General features: G+C 45.5%; 12 protein-coding genes. 1 reads left to right on the top strand and 11 read right to left on the bottom strand.

Annotation, left to right across the window (positions count from 1 at the left end; all coding sequences use genetic code 11):
- Positions 1-25: 25 nt before the first annotated feature.
- The 3 genes from C9991_RS16125 to C9991_RS16115 form a co-directional block, all read right to left on the bottom strand.
- Positions 26-1,993: a RagB/SusD family nutrient uptake outer membrane protein gene (locus tag C9991_RS16125; RefSeq protein ID WP_106813488.1), complete on the bottom strand. Its 1,968-nt coding sequence runs from the start codon at positions 1,991-1,993 to the stop codon at positions 26-28.
- A 9-nt stretch (positions 1,994-2,002) separates the two neighbouring features.
- Positions 2,003-5,218, bottom strand: coding sequence for a SusC/RagA family TonB-linked outer membrane protein (locus tag C9991_RS16120; protein ID WP_106813487.1), 3,216 nt, complete (start codon positions 5,216-5,218; stop codon positions 2,003-2,005).
- A gap of 432 nt (positions 5,219-5,650) precedes the next feature.
- On the bottom strand, positions 5,651-6,937 hold the full coding sequence (locus tag C9991_RS16115; RefSeq protein WP_106811463.1) for an IS1380 family transposase: 1,287 nt from the start codon (positions 6,935-6,937) through the stop codon (positions 5,651-5,653).
- Positions 6,938-7,471: 534 nt separating this feature from the next.
- Between C9991_RS16115 and C9991_RS16110 the strand changes: the two genes are divergently transcribed.
- A complete protein-coding gene (locus C9991_RS16110; protein ID WP_232823384.1) occupies positions 7,472-8,011 on the top strand; it encodes an IS1634 family transposase in 540 nt (179 codons plus the stop codon).
- Between the two features lie 229 nt (positions 8,012-8,240).
- Here C9991_RS16110 and C9991_RS16105 read toward each other — a convergent pair whose 3' ends face one another.
- From C9991_RS16105 to nhaD, 8 genes are all read right to left on the bottom strand, one after another.
- Positions 8,241-9,035: a gluconate 5-dehydrogenase gene (locus C9991_RS16105; protein ID WP_106813486.1), complete on the bottom strand. Its 795-nt coding sequence runs from the start codon at positions 9,033-9,035 to the stop codon at positions 8,241-8,243.
- A 10-nt stretch (positions 9,036-9,045) separates the two neighbouring features.
- On the bottom strand, positions 9,046-9,963 hold the full coding sequence (gene kduI, locus C9991_RS16100) for a 5-dehydro-4-deoxy-D-glucuronate isomerase (protein ID WP_106813485.1): 918 nt from the start codon (positions 9,961-9,963) through the stop codon (positions 9,046-9,048).
- A 52-nt stretch (positions 9,964-10,015) separates the two neighbouring features.
- Positions 10,016-11,380 (bottom strand): PTS galactitol transporter subunit IIC, encoded by a 1,365-nt coding sequence (locus C9991_RS16095; RefSeq protein WP_106813484.1) that lies wholly within the window; start codon positions 11,378-11,380, stop codon positions 10,016-10,018.
- Positions 11,381-11,465: 85 nt separating this feature from the next.
- Complete coding sequence (locus C9991_RS16090; RefSeq protein WP_106813483.1) at positions 11,466-12,140, bottom strand: bifunctional 4-hydroxy-2-oxoglutarate aldolase/2-dehydro-3-deoxy-phosphogluconate aldolase; 675 nt, start codon at positions 12,138-12,140, stop codon at positions 11,466-11,468.
- Positions 12,141-12,381: 241 nt separating this feature from the next.
- Positions 12,382-13,404 carry a sugar kinase gene (locus C9991_RS16085; RefSeq protein ID WP_106813482.1) on the bottom strand — a complete coding sequence of 341 codons (1,023 nt, stop codon included), beginning with the start codon at positions 13,402-13,404 and terminating at the stop codon, positions 12,382-12,384.
- A gap of 116 nt (positions 13,405-13,520) precedes the next feature.
- The gene (locus C9991_RS16080) at positions 13,521-14,753 is read right to left on the bottom strand and encodes a BT3233 family polysaccharide utilization protein (protein ID WP_232823383.1); all 1,233 of its coding nucleotides are present in this window, start codon (positions 14,751-14,753) and stop codon (positions 13,521-13,523) included.
- A 73-nt stretch (positions 14,754-14,826) separates the two neighbouring features.
- The gene (locus tag C9991_RS16075; protein ID WP_106813481.1) at positions 14,827-16,362 is read right to left on the bottom strand and encodes a sulfatase family protein; all 1,536 of its coding nucleotides are present in this window, start codon (positions 16,360-16,362) and stop codon (positions 14,827-14,829) included.
- Positions 16,363-16,570: 208 nt separating this feature from the next.
- Positions 16,571-17,935: a sodium:proton antiporter NhaD gene (gene nhaD / locus C9991_RS16070; RefSeq protein ID WP_106813480.1), complete on the bottom strand. Its 1,365-nt coding sequence runs from the start codon at positions 17,933-17,935 to the stop codon at positions 16,571-16,573.
- Positions 17,936-18,303 lie beyond the last annotated feature (368 nt).

Raw genomic sequence — 18,303 nt, 5'->3', positions numbered from 1 at the left:
TTTTATTTGTAACAATGCTTTTTTATTAATAACCAGGAGTCTGTACTACGTGGTCGTTACGGTTGATGTCGGCAGACGGGATTGGCATAAGGTAGTTCATAGGCGATTGGAACTTACGCTCGAATACAACCTCCTGAACCTCACCGAAGTCGTTGATATTTTCAGCGTCGATGTTCAAGCCCTTCACCTTTACGTTGAAGTATTTCTCGGCGAGCAACCAACGGCGCATATCCCAGAAGTTCTGATTCTCAAGATAGAACTCGTTCATGCGCTCGTTGCGCACGATGTCGCGCAGACCTTCCTTGGTAGTAGCCTTTGCAGGCTCTTTGCCAAACTGCTCCCATGCTTCCTTTACACCTGGCAGACCAGCACGTGTGCGCACCTTGTTAAGATAAGTGCAGGCTTCGTCAAGGTGGTTTGTCTCAACGAGGCATTCTGCATAGCCAAGATATAATTCTGCAAGACGTATGAGCGGCCATGGAGTATTGGTGTAGTCGGCACCTGTCTTCGACTTTGTGAGGTCTGGATTGATGAACTTCTTGTTCAGGAAGCCTGTCGGTGAATAGTTGCTGGTACGCTTAGAGTTAGCGTCTACACCACGGCTACAGTTGCCACCGAGCACGAAGTCGCAGATAAGTCGACCGTGAGTGTTGTCTGAAGTGAGTGTGTAGTTGGCATCATCACTATATGCACCGTTGTTTGAAGCACTCAGAATCTCGTAGTAGCCATCCTGGAAGGCAACCCAAGCATAGTAGCGTGGTTCGCGGTCGAGGTTGAACTTCTGAGTCTTGCGTCCTGGATAAGCCTCGTCCTTATGTGCTTCGTCCACTTCTACCGGATCCCAGCGGTTGGCATAGTCGAATGTCTTGTCCTGGTCGATAGGCAGACCGTTCTTGGTGTAGAAGCGGCTAAGCATGGCAATAGTAGGAGCCACACCATTCCATCCCCATCCACCATTGATGTACGGTATACTCTTGTTCTGCAATCCATAGTAGCCCTCACCACGTGAGTCAGCCCAGATAACCTCAGAGTTGGCACCAGCCTTCTCGTCCTCAGCCGAGTAGTCGGTGATGGTATAGCGTAAAGCACGCACGTTTGGGTCGGCAGGATAGCCGTTCTTGTTGAGCTTGCAGTCGCCACGATCATAGAGGTGGTAGCCGGCTGTTTCGGCTGCGGCGATAGCCTCCTTGAATGCAGCGGCGGCCTTTTCCCACTTGTTGGCATCGTATGTCAAAGGCATAAGGGCGTTGCCATTCTTGTCCTTAAATTCAGAGTAGAACTTGCTGTTGCCGTTGAATAGAGGCGAAGCTGCATAGAGCAACATCTTTGCCTTCATTGCCTTAGCAGCTACGCTTGTGGCAAGACCGAATTCGCCTGCCTGAGCACCAGTACGTGTTGCTGGAAGACCCTTGGCAGCCTCGTCGAACTTCTCGCAAATGAAGTTCACGCAGTCGTCGTAAGGCTCCTGACCCTGATAGTCAGACGGCAGAAGCATTGGGTCTGGAGTTTGGTGAACAAGAATGATAGGACCATAGCAGCGAGAGAGCATGAAGTGATAGTAGCCGATGAGGAATGTCACCTGTGCCTTGTAGTCGTTGCGGTCCTTTTCTGCCAGTCCATGGAAGTTGCCAGTCTTGTTAAGCTCGTCCTGGAACATGTAGCATTGGCGTATGCCCTGATACAGAGTGTTCCAGTAACTAATCACTGGGTTTGAGGCAGAATAGTTGCCCTTCGGGAAAGCGGCGAATGTCTCATGCTCGAAAGCTGTCACCACCTCGTCACCGGTAAGGAAGTCGAGCGACGTAGGTCCGGCGTTAGGTGTAGGCAAATATCCGTAGCAAGAGTACAGATAGTTGAGGGCTGCCTGGCGGTCCTTGGTCATGTCGGTGCCAGTGGTTGTCTCGTCGGGGATAACGTCAAGGTAGTCGCATGATGTCATCGTGAGTCCTGCAGCGAGCATACAGCCTATGATTGCTTTATTTAGAATTTTCATATTGTTTTTTTAATTAATTGTGAGTTGAACACCTACGTTAACGGTCATCTGTGTCGGATACTTGGTGGTGTAGTTGCCACCGCCCATCTCAGGATCCCACTTCTTGAACGGTGAGAATGTGAGCAGGTTGGTACCATTTACATAGAATCGCATGTTCTTCAGCGAGTAGCCAATCTCTGCGTTCTTGAGCTTGAGGAATCTACCGTTGCGCAACCAGTAGCTTGAAGATACTGTGTTGTGGTTGTTGTAGTTGTCGGTCAGACGCGGATACTTGGCGTTCGGGTTCTGGTTGTCTGGACTCCAGTGGTCCTCGTCAATAAATTCCAATACGCCACGGCGGTAAGAAGAACCGAACGGCTGGATGTCGCTAAGCATGAGAGCCACGTTGCCACGACCCTGGAAGAATACCGAGAAGTCCCAGTTCTTGTAGCCTACTGACGGACCGAAACCATAAATGATCTTAGGAACGCTTACGCCCAATGGCACCTGGTCGTCGGATGTGATGCGTCCGTCATAATTGCCGTCGCGGTCGGGCTGGTCAACATACTTGATGTCGCCAGGAGCGATAGCGATGTTGCCAAGGGTCGATGTCGGGTTGTTGGCGATGTCAGCCTTGTCGATGTAGAGACCGTTGGCCACGTAACCCCATACTGTGTTGACGTTCTTACCCTGGCTCTTCATAGCCTCGCGCTTGCCCGGAGCCTCGTCGTATACCGAAATCTTGTTGTTGTTGTAGGTGAATGTACCCTGGAACTGGATTGAGAGATCGTTATTGATACGCTTGCTGTAGTTCACAGCCATATCAAATCCCTTGTTGATTACCTCAGCAAGGTTACCGTAGATCTTGGTGTTGGCAGTTCCCAAGTAGTTAGGTATAGAGAGCTTCTGCTGGAAGATGTTGGTACGACGCTCGCGGAACCAGTCGAAGGTGATGTCGAGAGCGTTGAAGAGCTGCATGTCGAAACCGAGGTCGAGCTTATGACCTATCTCCCATGACACGTTCTCGTTGCGCAGACGGTTCCATCCCGGACCTGAGTATGTAACGAAGTTGCCTGGCAAACCAGTTGTGAACCCACCGTTGCCGGTGAGAGCTACGTCCTCACGATAGATGAAACGCTCGTAGCCATACTGGTCGTTACCTACAAGACCGTAAGTACCACGGATCTTGAAGTTTGAAATAACGCTCTTCACAGGCTCCCAGAATTTCTCCTCGCTGATGTTATAGCCCAAACCTACTGATGGGAAGAAGCCCCACTGATGGCCCTTGGCAAACTGCTCCGAACCGTTGTAACCGGCATTGAACTCAATGAGGTAGCGGTGCTTATAGTCGTATGTGGCACGTGCAGCGAAACCTATCTTGCGCTGTGGCAGAGAAGCGAGCACATTGTCAGAATACATGTTCGAACTGTACTGGTTGATGTTCCAAAGGAGCATACCCGTAACGGTATGGTCGCCGAACGAACGGTTGTAGTCGAAATATGCCTGAGCATAGTAGCGACGGTCGCCGGCGTTCTGACCTGAGTTGCTAAGCACTGGCTTAGACGGATCGCCCTTAGGAGTCTGCACATATGAGAATGTGCCGTCCTCGTTTTGAGTATAGTTCTTCAGCTCGTAGTGGTTGAAGTTGAGCGAACGGAAAGTAGTACTCTTCGACCAGTTCTTGAATGAGAACATCACGTGGAAGCCGAGTCCCTTGGTAATGAAGTCAAGTTTCTGGTCAAAGTTCAAGTTGGCTGTGATGGTACTTGCAAATGAGTCCTGATAGCCGCTCACGAGGCGTGCCATAGGGTTGAAGTTACCACCGTTGGCAAGCTGACGATAGCCCCAGTGTACCCACTCGTCGCCCTCGCTGTCGTACTTGATAGGGAAGAGCACCGGGTTGGCGTTCATCATCTGCGAGTAGAGGTCGTTCAAAGAACGAGAGATGTCGTTGCTGCCAGCAAGCGGACCGTGCATGTTATCGAGACCAGCATAGAGGTGGAGTGAGATCTTCGACGACTTAGACATGTTGAAGTCGATGTTGTTCTGGAAAGCATAGCGCATGTAGTCGATGTTGTTGTTGTAAGAGTAGTACTCCTTACTGCGATTGCGCAACATACCAGTCTCATGGCTCACGTTGAGGTTCATGAAGTACACAATCTTGCTTGTACCACCACGCACGTTCATGTTGGCCTTCTGGTTGTAAGATGCTGTCTTGAACATCTCCTTATACCAGTTGACATCAGGGAACACCTCGCCATTAACATGATTGCGAGTGTTTGCAATCTGCTCGGCTGTGTAGAGAGTGTTGCCAGTGCCTTCGTTGGTCACAGCCTCGTTGAACAGCTCCATGAAGCGAGCACCGTCGACAAACTTAGGCTTTGATGTAGGCATTGTTACGTTGGCCTCCACACGGAACGAAATCTTCGGACGGTCGAGGTCTTGACCGCTCTTTGTTGTAATGATGAGCACACCGTTAGCACCACGCGAACCATACATGGCGGTGGCAGAGGCGTCCTTAAGGATAGAGAAGCTCTCAATTACGTCTGGGTCGAGGTGGTTGAGGTCGTCCTGCGAAATCTCCATACCATCCATAACGATAAGCGGAGACTTGGCACCACTAATGGTGGCAATACCACGGATGTAGAAGTCAGAACCGTTGGCACCAGGCTGACCGCTACTCTGTGTGGCGATGACACCCGACAGACGGCCGGCGAATGAAGATGAAATACTTGCCGAAGGTACGCGCAGACTCTCAGGTTTAACCTGCTGGACCGAACCTACCACGGTCTCCTTTTTCTGTGTGGCACCGAAAGCCGTTACCACAACATCGCCAAGCTGCTTGGCGTCTTCCTTAAGAGTGATGGAGAAGATGGTCTTACCCTTCATTGGTACCTCCTGCGACTGATAGCCGAGATACGAAACGACGAGTACGTCCTTAGTGTTGGTCACATTAAGCATAAATTTACCGTCAGCGTCGGTTACTGTGCCAACCTTGGGATTGCTCTTCAATACAACGGATGCTCCGATTACAGTTTCTCCGTTTTCGTCAACCACCTGACCGGTAACTTTCTGATGCTTCGCCTGCTGATCGGCGAATGCAACTGTCTCGGCCTTGGGCTTCAGCAAACTTACAGCATTGGTGCTATTGCTGCCAATGGCATTGTCAGCAGCGAAGGTTGATAACGGCAACAGAAATGCTGCACCAATTACCCCCCCTATGCCGATTTTTTGTTTGTTTTGCATAAAGTAGTAAGTTTAATGTAATTATGAATTTTTACACCCATTGCTGGATGCGTTTATGGTGTTTATGGTTTAATTCTTTTGTTAGAACGATTTATATGGTTTATATTAAATGCTTTATCTATAATATTTCATAGGTTTAATTGATATTGCGAATACATCATCAAGATGTTAGCAATAATTTTTTTGCAAAGTTATATATTTTTTTATAAACAGCAATCATTTTATGGAAAAAAATCAAAAAAAACAACAACAATGCAAATAAACCCTCAAATCCGCAACCTATAGGGTTTAGTGGGATTTTGCTTGCAAAGCGACAAAATTCATTTTATTGTACATATTTCTTGCACAACAGAAATGTCGCAGACACAAAATCCCCTTACCCCATAAAGCGACTTGAGGTAATACGCTGGTTTAACCAGAAAAGCATGGTCTTTAACCAAAGTCTGTCTTGAACAGGTTGGCATAAGCATTGTTGTCTGAGTAAATGTTCAATACATGCCTACGTGATGTCTTAATCCATTTCGCAGGAACAGAGATGAACTTGAAAACAAAGGTCTTGATTCTGCTGGTGGCACGCAATCCAAATTCATGGGTTTTCAATCTCTGCATAATAGCTTTGTAGAAGTTTCTGATGAGAGCTGTCATAAGCAGGAATACAGTATTCTGTGCCATGAACGATTTTGGCAATCGATTCCAGCCAAAGCCATTGTTCATGTCATCGAAGATGCGTTCCTTGCCACCACGAAGATTGTAGAATTCCACGATGTCTCTTGCACTCGACTTGTAATCGTTAGCCAGTATACATCTGTAGGTATATTCGCCTTCCCAAATGTCAAGGTCTCCATCTATTCGCCTTTGTCTCTGTATGACAAGACGATACGGTTTTCCTTTCCATTTCTCAACAAGGATAGAATTCAACTCAAACTCAATACCGTTGATTTCAACAGTTTTCCATCCAGTTAAGGCAAACATGGAATCGTAGAAAGAAGAGCATCTGTTGGCACGAATATAAAAATGCCTGCAATGAGCCTCTACCATATCTACGATTTCCTCCGAACATGAGCCGCAATCCATGCGGGCACGAGAAATATATATTTCCGAAGCCTCCAATCGCTTGAAGATTCTTTCCAAAGTTTCTTTTTGGTTGAAGCGTACGTTTGTGTTGCCGTCTCTATTTTCAATACCAACAATCATGTCGTTAATGACAGCTACGCCTGGACTATAGCCCAAGAACTTCTTGTAGGTTGGTTTTGCATCATACTTCTCTGTTTCAATGAACTGATGGTCAAAGTCAAAATCATACTCTTGACCGGATTTCAATTGACCAGTAGCAAGCAGGGCATTGACCAGTAAGCAGTTCATCTTGTCTGCAGTATTGAAATCATAGGATTTGCCAGAAGCAGACTTATAGGTGATGCTCTTAAATGTCAGTTCTTCGATAGCACGTAATATGGTGTCTGCGCTGCAAGTGCGAAGAGTTGGATGAAGAGACAAATGTTTCATCAGGTGAGTTGTAACATCCTCAATGCATGAGCCACCACAAAGATATACGCACATCAGAGAGCGTAGAATCTCGCTATATTGATAACCAAACATAGTGCATCTCAATCCCAAGGTGGAATCTATGGTTTGAGCTAAAAGAGCATCAAATTGCTCCATAATCGAAAAAATTCCCCCAAAAGGAGTGAGTTTCTCTGATTTAATTTGTATCTTTGCCATGTCATATTAGAGTTTTGCTTGTCTTCTTTTCGCAACACTAAGGTAAGTGAAAATTCTGACATGGCAAAATCCTGGGTAACTTTTTGTTGCTCAGGCACTTATAAATAATGTTAAACTATAGTGTTGCGGAATTAAGGTAAACGTAAAAAATATACAATATACAGAAAATATACCGATATTATACTTATAGAAGAAAAACAAAAAAAGAAGCGCACCAAAACCAAACGACAAGTCTTGATACGCTTCTTTGAATCTGCTTATTTATTTAATAAGACTTCATATAAACTTCTCTCCACATAAAACCAGACAAACTCCAACTTAGATTAATCTCAATGGGCTTATCTGATGTTCCTTTTTCCTGACTTCGTCACTCAAAAAACACGTATTTTATAACTGGTGGATAAACAATATTTTGTATCTTTGTGTCACCTAATATTGGGTGACACGAAAGGTATTTTAACTATGTTTGTCCGCAAAAAGAAATATCCATCTGGCAATATCTGAGTTATTGTTGTTGAGAAAATCGGTGGCAAGATGAAGGAACTTGCAACAATTGGTGTTGCATATAGTGAAGATGAGGTCGAAAATCTTGTCAATGAAGCAAAGGAATGGATTTTCAAGGAAGAATCCCACCGTCATCCTCAACTCGATTTGTATGGTGAGGAGCGTGACGCGTGTGAATGGGACGGCCTAAAAGGATATCTCACCAATACGGATATACCAATACAGGATGTATACACAGCATACCACAACCTTTGGCACGTAGAACGGGCTTTCCGTATAGCCAAATCAAAGATAGAGATATGTCCCATGTTTCACTTTACACGCAAACGCATCGAGGCTCATATATGCATCTGTTTTGTGGCTTTGAAAGTGTACAAAGAATTGGAACGTATGCTGAAAGTCTCAGAGGTTAAGATGAGCGTAGACAAGGGGCTTGCATTAGCAAAAAACATCACAACCATACAAATTAAGCTACCTCTGAACAAGGAGGTTTACACCCAAACAATGCTGATGGCAAGACATCAGAAAATCGCCAAACTCTTTGATGAAGATTTATTGGGTACGCAATGACGAAGTCAGGAAAAAGATGCAGGAACAAAATAAAGACAACAAATAATTGGACTTGCGAAAATTAAATAAATTATAAGTATTTTATGGCTACCGATTTGCCGTACCTCCTATTTTTTTTATAAACAAGAAAAGCCCGGTTAAACTGATAAACCAGCTAACCGGGCTAACTCTTTATGCCGTGGCTTTTACACACACGTAGCACTAAATAGTATTATGAAATTCATATACATTATGGCTGCTTGCCAATGTAAGCCAAGATACCACCATCAACGTAAAGGATATGACCGTTTACGAAGTTTGAAGCATCGCTGGCAAGGAAAACAACCGGACCCATGAGGTCTTCAGGTGTACCCCAACGTGCAGCAGGTGTCTTAGCAACAATAAAGCTGTCAAATGGATGACGTGAACCATCCGGCTGACGCTCGCGCAAAGGAGCTGTCTGAGGAGTTGCAATATAACCAGGGCCAATGCCGTTGCACTGGATGTTGTCCTCGCCAAACTCAGAGCAAATGTTGCGTGTAAGCATCTTCAAGCCACCCTTAGCGGCAGCATAAGCCGATACAGTCTCGCGACCAAGCTCAGACATCATAGAGCAGATGTTGATAATCTTGCCGTGGCCCTTAGCCTTCATGCCAGGGATAACAGCCTTAGATACGATGAACGGAGCGTTGAGGTCGATATCGATAACCTGACGGAAGTCCTCTACAGACATCTCTGTCATAGGTATACGTTTGATAATACCTGCATTGTTTACAAGAATATCGATAACACCGAGTTCCTTCTCGATGTCGGCAACCATCTGCTTAACTTGCTCCTCGTTTGTAACATCGCAAATATAACCATGAGCATCAATACCCTTAGCCTTATAGTCGGCAAGAGCCTGATCCATGTGATGCTGTGAACGGCAGTTGAACGCAATCTTAGCGCCTGCATTATAAAGAGCCTCCGCCATAGCGAAGCCAATGCCATAAGCGGCACCGGTAACGAGAGCTACCTTGCCCTCAAGTGAAAACATTTTGTCCATAGTAGTATTGTTATTTTAAATCAGTAGTCTTAATCTTCTGCATATCTGTGTAGTCGAGGTTCTCGCCTGCCATACCCCAGATAAATGTGTAGTTGCTTGTACCAGCAGCACAGTGGATAGACCATTGCGGAGATATAACAGCTTGCTCATTATCCAACCACATAGGGCGTGTTTCCTGTGGCTCACCCATCAAGTGGCATATACGCTGACCTTCTGGAACCTTGAAATAGAGATATGTCTCCATACGACGAATGTGTGTGTGAGCAGGCATTGTATTCCAAACCGAACCTGTCTTAAGCTCAGTAACACCCATCTGCAACTGGCATGTGCGAACACCTGCAACACCATTAATAATGAGCTGATGTATAACACGGTCGTTGCTCTCGGCAAGCGAACCAGCCTTGATATTATTAGCCTCCTTCAATGTCACGCGCTTTGTAGGATATGAAGCGTGAGCTGTGGCACTGTTCATATAGAACTTGGCTGGGTTCTTTGGGTCCTTGCTTGTGAGAGTAATATTATTAGGATTCTTCTCTGTAGATCGACCAACATAGATACCCTCCTGGAAGTTAAGGTCGTACTTTTTGCCGTCTACCTCTACAACACCAGGACCGCCGATGTTGATGATACCAATCTCACGGTTCTCAAGGAAAGTCTTTGCGAGCAATGGCTCGATTGGCTCAAGCTTGATAGGAGCGTCGGTTGGCTCGGCACCACCCATAAGGAAACGGTCGTACATAGAGTAGGTCCAGTTTACCTCATTAGGAGCAAATACCTTTTCAATGAGAAACTCTTTGCGCAGACGCTCTGTTGTGTAATGCTTTGCATCCTCTGGGTGATTAGCCCAACGCACCTCATAGTTGGTTTTCTGTGCCATTGCCGACATTGACATGAGGGCTACGGCAGCAGTGATAAAAAATTTCTTCATTTGTCTATTGTAATTTAATAAGTTTCTTATATTCTTAAGTCTATTGGCTTACTTATTTGGCTGCCTTCTCTTCCTTGATGATGCGGCTGCGATTGTAGAGCATCATACCAAGGGTAATGATAACGAGCACTGCCGGACCAACGTACTTGATATGGCAAGAGAGCTTGTATATAGTCCATCCAAAGAACGAAGCGGCAAAGTCGAGAGCACCACCCGAGAATCCTTCGGGGATATGTGCTGTTGCATCATGTGTAGCCTCGTATACCTGATTGGCTGCAAGTGTAAAGTCAGGAGCCATGTCTGTTACAAAGTACAAACCGATAATGAGGGTTACAAGACCGATGATGAGGGTCTTAACCACATTACCCTTTGTAAACGGCAATACCATTGGGAAGAGATAGAACATACCTGCAAGCGATGCCAATGGAAGGAACTGGTTGCCTGGGAGGAACACTGCCAATGCAAGGATAACCGGAATAAGGATAACCGAAGCAACGAGTGTTGTAGGATGACCGATAACCAAGGCTGGACTCATACCAATGTATACCTTCTTGCCGTTGAACTTGGTCTTTACAAGTTCCTGGGTCTTCTCCGAGATAGGCTTCAATCCCTCTATAAAGAGTGATGTAATACGTGGGATAAGCTCCATAACTGCACCCATTGTAACACCGAGGAAGAGCACCTTCTTGATATCAAGCTGTGCTGCCCAACCAATGAGCATACCTACGATAACACCAAGAACAAGAGGCTCGCCCAATACACCAAACTTCTTCTTCATTCCCTCTGCATCGATGTCGAGCTTAGAGAAACCTGGAATATAGTCTAATGCCTTGTTTAGGATAACAGCAAATGGCACGAAGCTCTGGCAGAACGGTTGTGGTATAGAGATACCATCGAGGTCGTAGTGCTTCTGAAACTTCTCTGCTGTAAGGTCGGCACACACCAATGTGATGATGTAGCAAACGATAGAAGCAAAGTAACCCCAGATAAGGCTCTCGCCCATAACAAAATATACTACGGCACCAATAAAGGCAAAATGCCAATAGTTCCAAAGGTCGATGTTCACAGTACGGGTAGTCTTTGTGATAAGCATAAGGAAGTTCACACCAAGACAGATAGGGATGATAAGCGCACCAACGGCTGTATTGTATGCAACAGCTGCTGCTGCAGGCCAGCCCATGTCAAATACATTAAGCTGTAGATGATAGATGTCTGAGATGCACTTCAATGGATCATTGAAATTGCTGGTAAGCAAAGCTGTAACCACACCAAGTCCAACGAAGCCGACACCTACATAGAGTCCCGACTTGAATGCCTTACCAAATTTCATACCGATACAGAGACCGATAATGGTAAAAAGGATAGGCATCATCACCGATGCACCCAGACTGATAATATAACTGAATACTTGTTCCATTAAATTTGTTTTAAAAGAATAGATTTTAATCTATTGAGAAGGAGCTCCTCCACTTGTTGGGCTGAGGAGACACCTTTATTATTTGTTACTTCTTCTCACGAGCCTGTGCAACAAAAGCCAAAGACTCACGGCACTTGTCGCTCACTGCCTTCCAATCACCAGCAGCGATAGTGGCCTTCGGGAAAAGCTTAGAGCCCATACCTACACAGTTGGCACCAGCCTTAATCCAAGAAGCTATGTTATCAGCATCTGGAGATACACCACCTGTAACCATGATAAGCGCCCAAGGCATTGGGGCCTTCAAGCCCTTAACAAAGTTAGGACCAAGAACGTCACCAGGGAATACCTTGCAAAGATCGCAACCCATCTCCTGAGCCATACCAACCTCGGTTACTGAGCCACATCCTGGTGTATAAGGAATAAGACGACGGTTGCAAACCTTTGCTACGTCTGGGTTGAACAACGGACCTACTACAAAGCAAGCACCAAGCTGGATGTAAAGAGATGCTGTAGGAGCGTCAACGATAGAGCCTACACCCATTGCCATATCTGGACATTCCTTAGCTGCAAACTTAACTACCTCTGCGAATACCTCGTGAGCGAAGTCACCACGGTTGGTAAACTCGAATGCACGAACACCACCATCATAGCAAGCCTTTACGATGTTCTTTGCTATCTCTACGTCTTTATTATAGAATACAGGCACCATACCAGTCTCGGTAATCTTTGCAAGCACCTGCTGTTTGTTGAATTTAGCCATAATGATTAATGATAAATGAAAAGCCCTACCCCATCACCTCCCCCCATAGGGAGAGGAGCGGTATGTTGGGCAAATTGTTGTTTAAAATAAAGTTATTATTATATAAAGCTTAGGCTCCCTCATTCCTTTTATCAGCTGTATATTATATGTATAAAAGCTGTATCAAAACTTTTATAAGCAATATCAGCATACCAATCTCCCCCTATTGGGATGGGACGTGGGTGAGGCTTTTAGCCTTTATTTATCGCTGTACACGACCATTAGCATTACCAGCCGCCAAAGCCTCTACCTCATCAACAGTAACAAGGTTGAAGTCACCGTTAATAGTGTGCTTCAATGCCGAAGCTGCAACGGCAAACTCAAGAGCTTCACCCTGTGTAGGCTTTGTAAGCAAACCATGGATAAGACCACCTGAGAATGAGTCGCCACCACCTACACGGTCGATAATAGGCATAATGTCATAACGACGGCTCTCATAGAACTCCTCGCCGTTATAGATAAGAGCCTTCCAACCATTATGTGTTGCCGAGAAGCTCTCACGTAGAGTAGAAACAACATACTTGAAGCCAAACTCCTGCTTCATCTGCTCAAAGATCTTGTGATAGCCACTTGCGTCGGTCTGTCCACCCTCAACGTCAGCGTCAGGCTTAAAGCCAAGGCAGAGCTGTGCGTCTTCCTCGTTGCCTATGCAAACGTCAACATACTTCATCAAAGGACGCATTACAGAGATAGCTTTCTCTGATGTCCAAAGCTTCTTACGGAAGTTGAGATCAACACTCACTGTTACACCGTGACGCTTAGCAGCCTCACAAGCAAGACGTGTAAGCTCGGCTGCATTGTCGCTGATAGCAGGAGTAATGCCACTCCAGTGGAACCACTGAGCACCTTCCATAATAGCATCGAAGTCGAAATCCTCAGGCTTAGCCTCTGCAATTGCAGAGTGAGCACGGTCGTAAACAACCTTTGACGGACGCATTGAAGCACCTGTTTCAGCATAGTATAGACCTACACGGTCGCCACCACGAGCAACAAAACTTGTATCTACACCATAACGACGCAATGCGTTAACTGCCATCTGACCAATCTCATGCTTAGGAAGCTTGCTCACAAAGTAAGCCTCATGACCATAATTAGCTAAACTAACAGCTACGTTAGCCTCACCGCCACCAGGAATGACGCGAAGGGTTTCTGACTGGATAAAACGGTCGTTACCGACTGGAGAAAGGCGAAGCATAATCTCGCCAAGGGTTATAATCTTTGCCATAAATATATATTTATTTTGTTCGTTATTTTTTTGTTCGTTAATATTTTTTGTTCGTTACCTATATATAATAATGTGACGTATCTTTTAAGATACGATTGCCAACATCTTTTTACGTATTACTCGCTAACGACATCGGCAACAAGCGGTTTACTCAAATTGTCGAGGAACAATCTTATGTTCTCATGCCAAAAGCGTTGATTTGGAATGCCACTCTCGCACCATCCTGCACCAAAATAATAGCTGAAAGGCTCGTTGTTATTCAAGCCGCGCTTCACACCAACAGCATTACCCACGATGCCTGCCTTATGATGCCAAGGGTCCTTAACCAGCATTGTCTTGTCGGCGCCACCTGGGAAGAGTGCTGCCACATAAATCTCAAAGTTATGCTTCTTAGGACTGTCGGTTGGGTCGGTATACGCAACGAAATCAGACTCTAATTTGAGGTCATAAGGATTATCTGTGTGCACGACTACACCGCCTACCACATCTATAGGTTTCACTAAACCTTCGTACCAGACGGTCATTTTATTGAAATAAGAGCCTTTGTCAAGGCTTATAATACGATGTTCTGTAATATTCTGATTTCCGATATTCGTTTTGTTATACACAAATTCAGCCACAAAGCGCAGCGGACCGTTATCAAGCACGCGCACTTCCTTAAAGCAGTAAGGGAATACTATACTGTCGCCGATAAGCACACCTGGTGTACCGCAACCGAGCGACGGACCTACATTGTAACAATCAAGTCCTGTACCATGCTCAAGGTGCAAAGATACCTCACCACGTATAGAGTCAGCCTCAGCCTTATGTCCGGCAGCCTCAAGCACATCAGCGCGTTTGTGTCCGTCAAACACAACAGCATAGCGGCGTTCTACATCGAGATAAGGAGTGCTCTTTAGCCATACGTCAATACCAAAAGCCTTTTCTCCAGTACGTTGCAAAGCTGGACCATAAGCACGATAAGAGCACTTATCGTTCTCCCATGTAAAGTCATCCACGCGCCACGCATACAACTTGCCGTCTGTATAGTTGGTAGTCTTGCGAGGTGTGCCTGCCACTACATTAAACTTAGCCACTCCACCAGGAATTACGTTAGTCTCAACAAGCAGTTGGTTGTCATGAGTAAGCTGACTTGGTACCTCGAGGTTGTAAAGGTCCTTTACCCTAATTGGTGTGCCTTCTGCAACACCGAGTTTCTGCCAAACCTTCTTGGCATCGAAGGCCACAACCTCGTGACGCTGTTCTTTTCCAGCATTCTTTACGGTAAGAACCACCTTAGCCGAAGCTGATGTCAAGCCCATTGTAAGAGCCAAAGCCAAGGCAAAGATACACTTAAGATTTCGCATCATTGTTATCTATTTATTAATTATGGTATCCTATTTATTATATAAGCACTATTTTATTATATAAGCACTATTTCGCTTACTTAAGCTGCTTGGCAACACGCTTGTAGATGCCACGCGAAATCCAAGGGTCGTCAATCTCGGTAAGCAGCTCGCCCATACGCTTGTACAGTTTCTTAATGGCAGCCTTGCCCTCCTTGGCGTCAGCTATATTATTAAGCTGGTACGGGTCGGCCTGATCATCAAACAGCAATACATGGTCGCGATTGTTATTGCGATCAATATATACAGCCATTGTATACTGATGTGTCTTGATGCCACGTGCTGACGGGAAGTAGTCGACAACGTTGCCCTGAGCATCCTTGTTGCCGTCCATGTTCTGGATATATAGAGCTGCATCCGGACGTTTTACGCTCTGCGAACCTGGCTGATAGAACAATGGAGAATAGTCAACACCCTGAATCTCTGCAGGAATCTTATCGTGCAAACCTGCCATACCAAGCATTGTAGGCATGATGTCAGGCGATGAAAGGAGCAGATTGTCAACGTGTGGCTTAAGACGTGAACCATAACGGATGATGAATGGAACGTTCATTGACTCGGTATAAGGCGAGTTCTTTGGGTCGTCAGTATTCTGCGAGCACATTGTCTCACCGTGGTCAGAGCTAAATACTACTACAGTATTCTCGTCGAGACCAGCCTCCTTAAGCGCATCAAGAATCATACCGAAAGCACGGTCAACACCAGTAACCGAAGCGAAGTAATAGCGTGCCGACTCAGCCTTAGCCATATCGCGGTTGGCATTCTTACGTACCAAAAGCTTGTCTATTGGAACATCACGGTATAGGTTATAGTCCTCCTCCATACAGTCGTTCAGTGTACGATACGGGCTGTGAGGCGGATTCATACCAACCATAAGGAAGAACGGCTTCGATCCATCGCGCTGTCCATTCTTGTTCTGAATGTATTCAATGGCCTTCTTTGCCTCGTAAGTAGGCGACCACTCATGTGGTTCATGACGATTGCCCTCTGTATCCCAATAATGTGGATTCTTATGCTCGTCGAATGTACCATAAGAGTACCAATAGTTGAAACCATGACGATTCTGAGGCTCTGTATATGCATCCCAAACAGGACGCTGTGTCTCTACATAATCGCCAGGATGCTGAGGAGAGTTCTTTGTAGGGAAATCGGTGTGCAACTTACCTATATATGCACAATCATAACCAGCCTGGCTCATTACATCGCTCCAGCAAGTAGCGTCTTTGCGAAGTGATGAGATAGGACGACTTGAGTTGCAGTTGAGAGGCACACCGCTGCGGTTAGGATACATACCAGTTAGAAGCGAGCCACGATGAGGACTACTCAACGGGCAATTGCTCTGAGCTGACGACAGAACGACACTCTCGCGTGCGAACCGATTGATGTTAGGCGTATGAACTGGGTCGGAAGCTGAGTTTAGCTGTCCGGCAAAATCAGGTTGCGCCCAAAACTCCATTGCATAGTTGCGGTATTGGTCAGGAAAAACGTAGATTACATTAGGACGCTCTTGCGCCATTGCCTCTACACCCAGTGCCATAGCACCCAAAATCAATGAGATGTGCTGTTTTTTCATTTGCAAAATTATTTATGTTTGTTCAGTAATTAGTTCGCTTTAGTTTCTGATACAAAATTACGTATTAGACAAGATAAGTAGTTGCGTTTTTGTACAGAAATTTTACATTATCGTACATAAAAAACGTTATATTGGTATTAGCTAAAGGTTTGAACGATTTTAAGATATAAACAATAAGTGGCTGCGGCTTAAGCCGCTGCCTTTATGTTTAGAATACGAACGTACGCAAAGCCCAATAGCATACAATGCCGACGAAATAGCCAACAAATGCTATCCACGTAATCTTCTTCATATACCAGCCGAAGGTTATCTTCTCCAAGCCCATAACCACCACGCCTGCGGCGCTACCAATAATGAGCATTGAGCCACCTACACCGGCACAATAGGCAAGAAGTTGCCAGAAGATACCGTCCACAGCCATGTCACCAGTAGGAGCAACAGGATACATACCCATACATCCTGCAACAAGTGGCACATTGTCTACAATACTTGAAAGTACACCGATAATACCAGTTACGATATAGTGGTTACCGTCAAACCAAACGTTAAGACCTTGACCAAGAGCCTGCAGAACGCCTACTTCAGATAGACAAGCCACAGCCATAAGTATGCCGAGGAAGAAAAGAATGGTTGACATATCTATACGCGAGAGCAGATTGCTTACACGTTTCATTGTGCCTCCTTGGTCGTGTCCACGATGCAAATGGCTGTAGAACAGCTCTGTTGTAGTCCACAACACACCGAGAACAAGCAATATGCCTACAAACGGAGGCAAGTGTGTAATGCTCTTGAACACTGGCACAAACATCAAGCCACCAACACCAATGCAGAATACAGCACGGCGCTGTAGTTCGGTAAAGTCGCCAAGATCTGCCTCGGTACCGCTATTTACCTCAGGCACATGCAACTCTCCCTTGAGCTGATATTGCAAGATAAACGCTGGTATAATCATCGATACGAGCGACGGGATAAGTATTTCGCTGATAACACCTACGGCAGTTATAAGTCCTTTGTTCCATAACATGATTGTAGTTACGTCGCCTATCGGCGAGAAGGCTCCACCCGAGTTGGCCGCGATAATTACAAGCGAGGCATATATGATACGGTCCTGATGGTCGGCAACGAGCTTGCGCAGAATCATAATCATCACAATACTTGTAGTCAAATTATCGAGAATAGCGGACAATATAAATGTCATGAAGGCTATTCGCCACATCAAAGCACGTTTTGAGCGTGTTTTCATCACGGTACGCACCCAATTGAAACCACCATTCTGGTCGACTATCTCCACAATAGTCATAGCACCCATAAGGAAGAAGAGTGTGGTGGATGTATCGCCCAAGTGCTCTTGTATAATTGATGTAACTTTCTCTGCCATGCCTGCCAACCCGCCTGTATAGTCGGGATGCATTGCTGAAAGATACTGCATAGGGTCAAACATGTACAGCGTCCAGCACACAACAAACATAAGCAAGGCTATTGCCGCTTTGTTTACCTTAGTTAGGCTTTCAGTGGCTATGCATGCATATCCGAACACGAAAGCTAATACAATCATGAATGTTAATGTTGTCATAGATATTTGTTACGAGTATTTTTAAGTTTCGAGTGCAAATATAGCCAAAAAAGGTCAAACAAACAAAGAAGAAACCTAAGATTATGGCACAATGTAAACAAATATTAATGGCTTTGCATTAAGTTTGCGCAAACAACGCTAATCGAGTAGGAGGAAAACGAAGCAGTTTTCTTCCTACTTTCGTTTTCCGACCTCTCACACCACCGTACGTGCGGTTCCGCATACGGCGGTTCCTATTTTGGATACCATTCGAGATACGCCTCCATTAAAGTAGCATACCCTGCGGAGCGTAGTTTATTGTTATCTATCGCCCTTTTTAGAACAGGGCTGTCAGCTATTCGCCAATAGCCCTTGCGAGTGTTACCCCA

Source organism: Prevotella merdae, from assembly GCF_900290275.1.
GTDB classification, from domain to species: Bacteria; Bacteroidota; Bacteroidia; order Bacteroidales; family Bacteroidaceae; genus Prevotella; species Prevotella merdae.
Note: the sequence above shows the minus strand (reverse complement) of the source record. Positions and strands in the feature narration are given on the sequence as shown.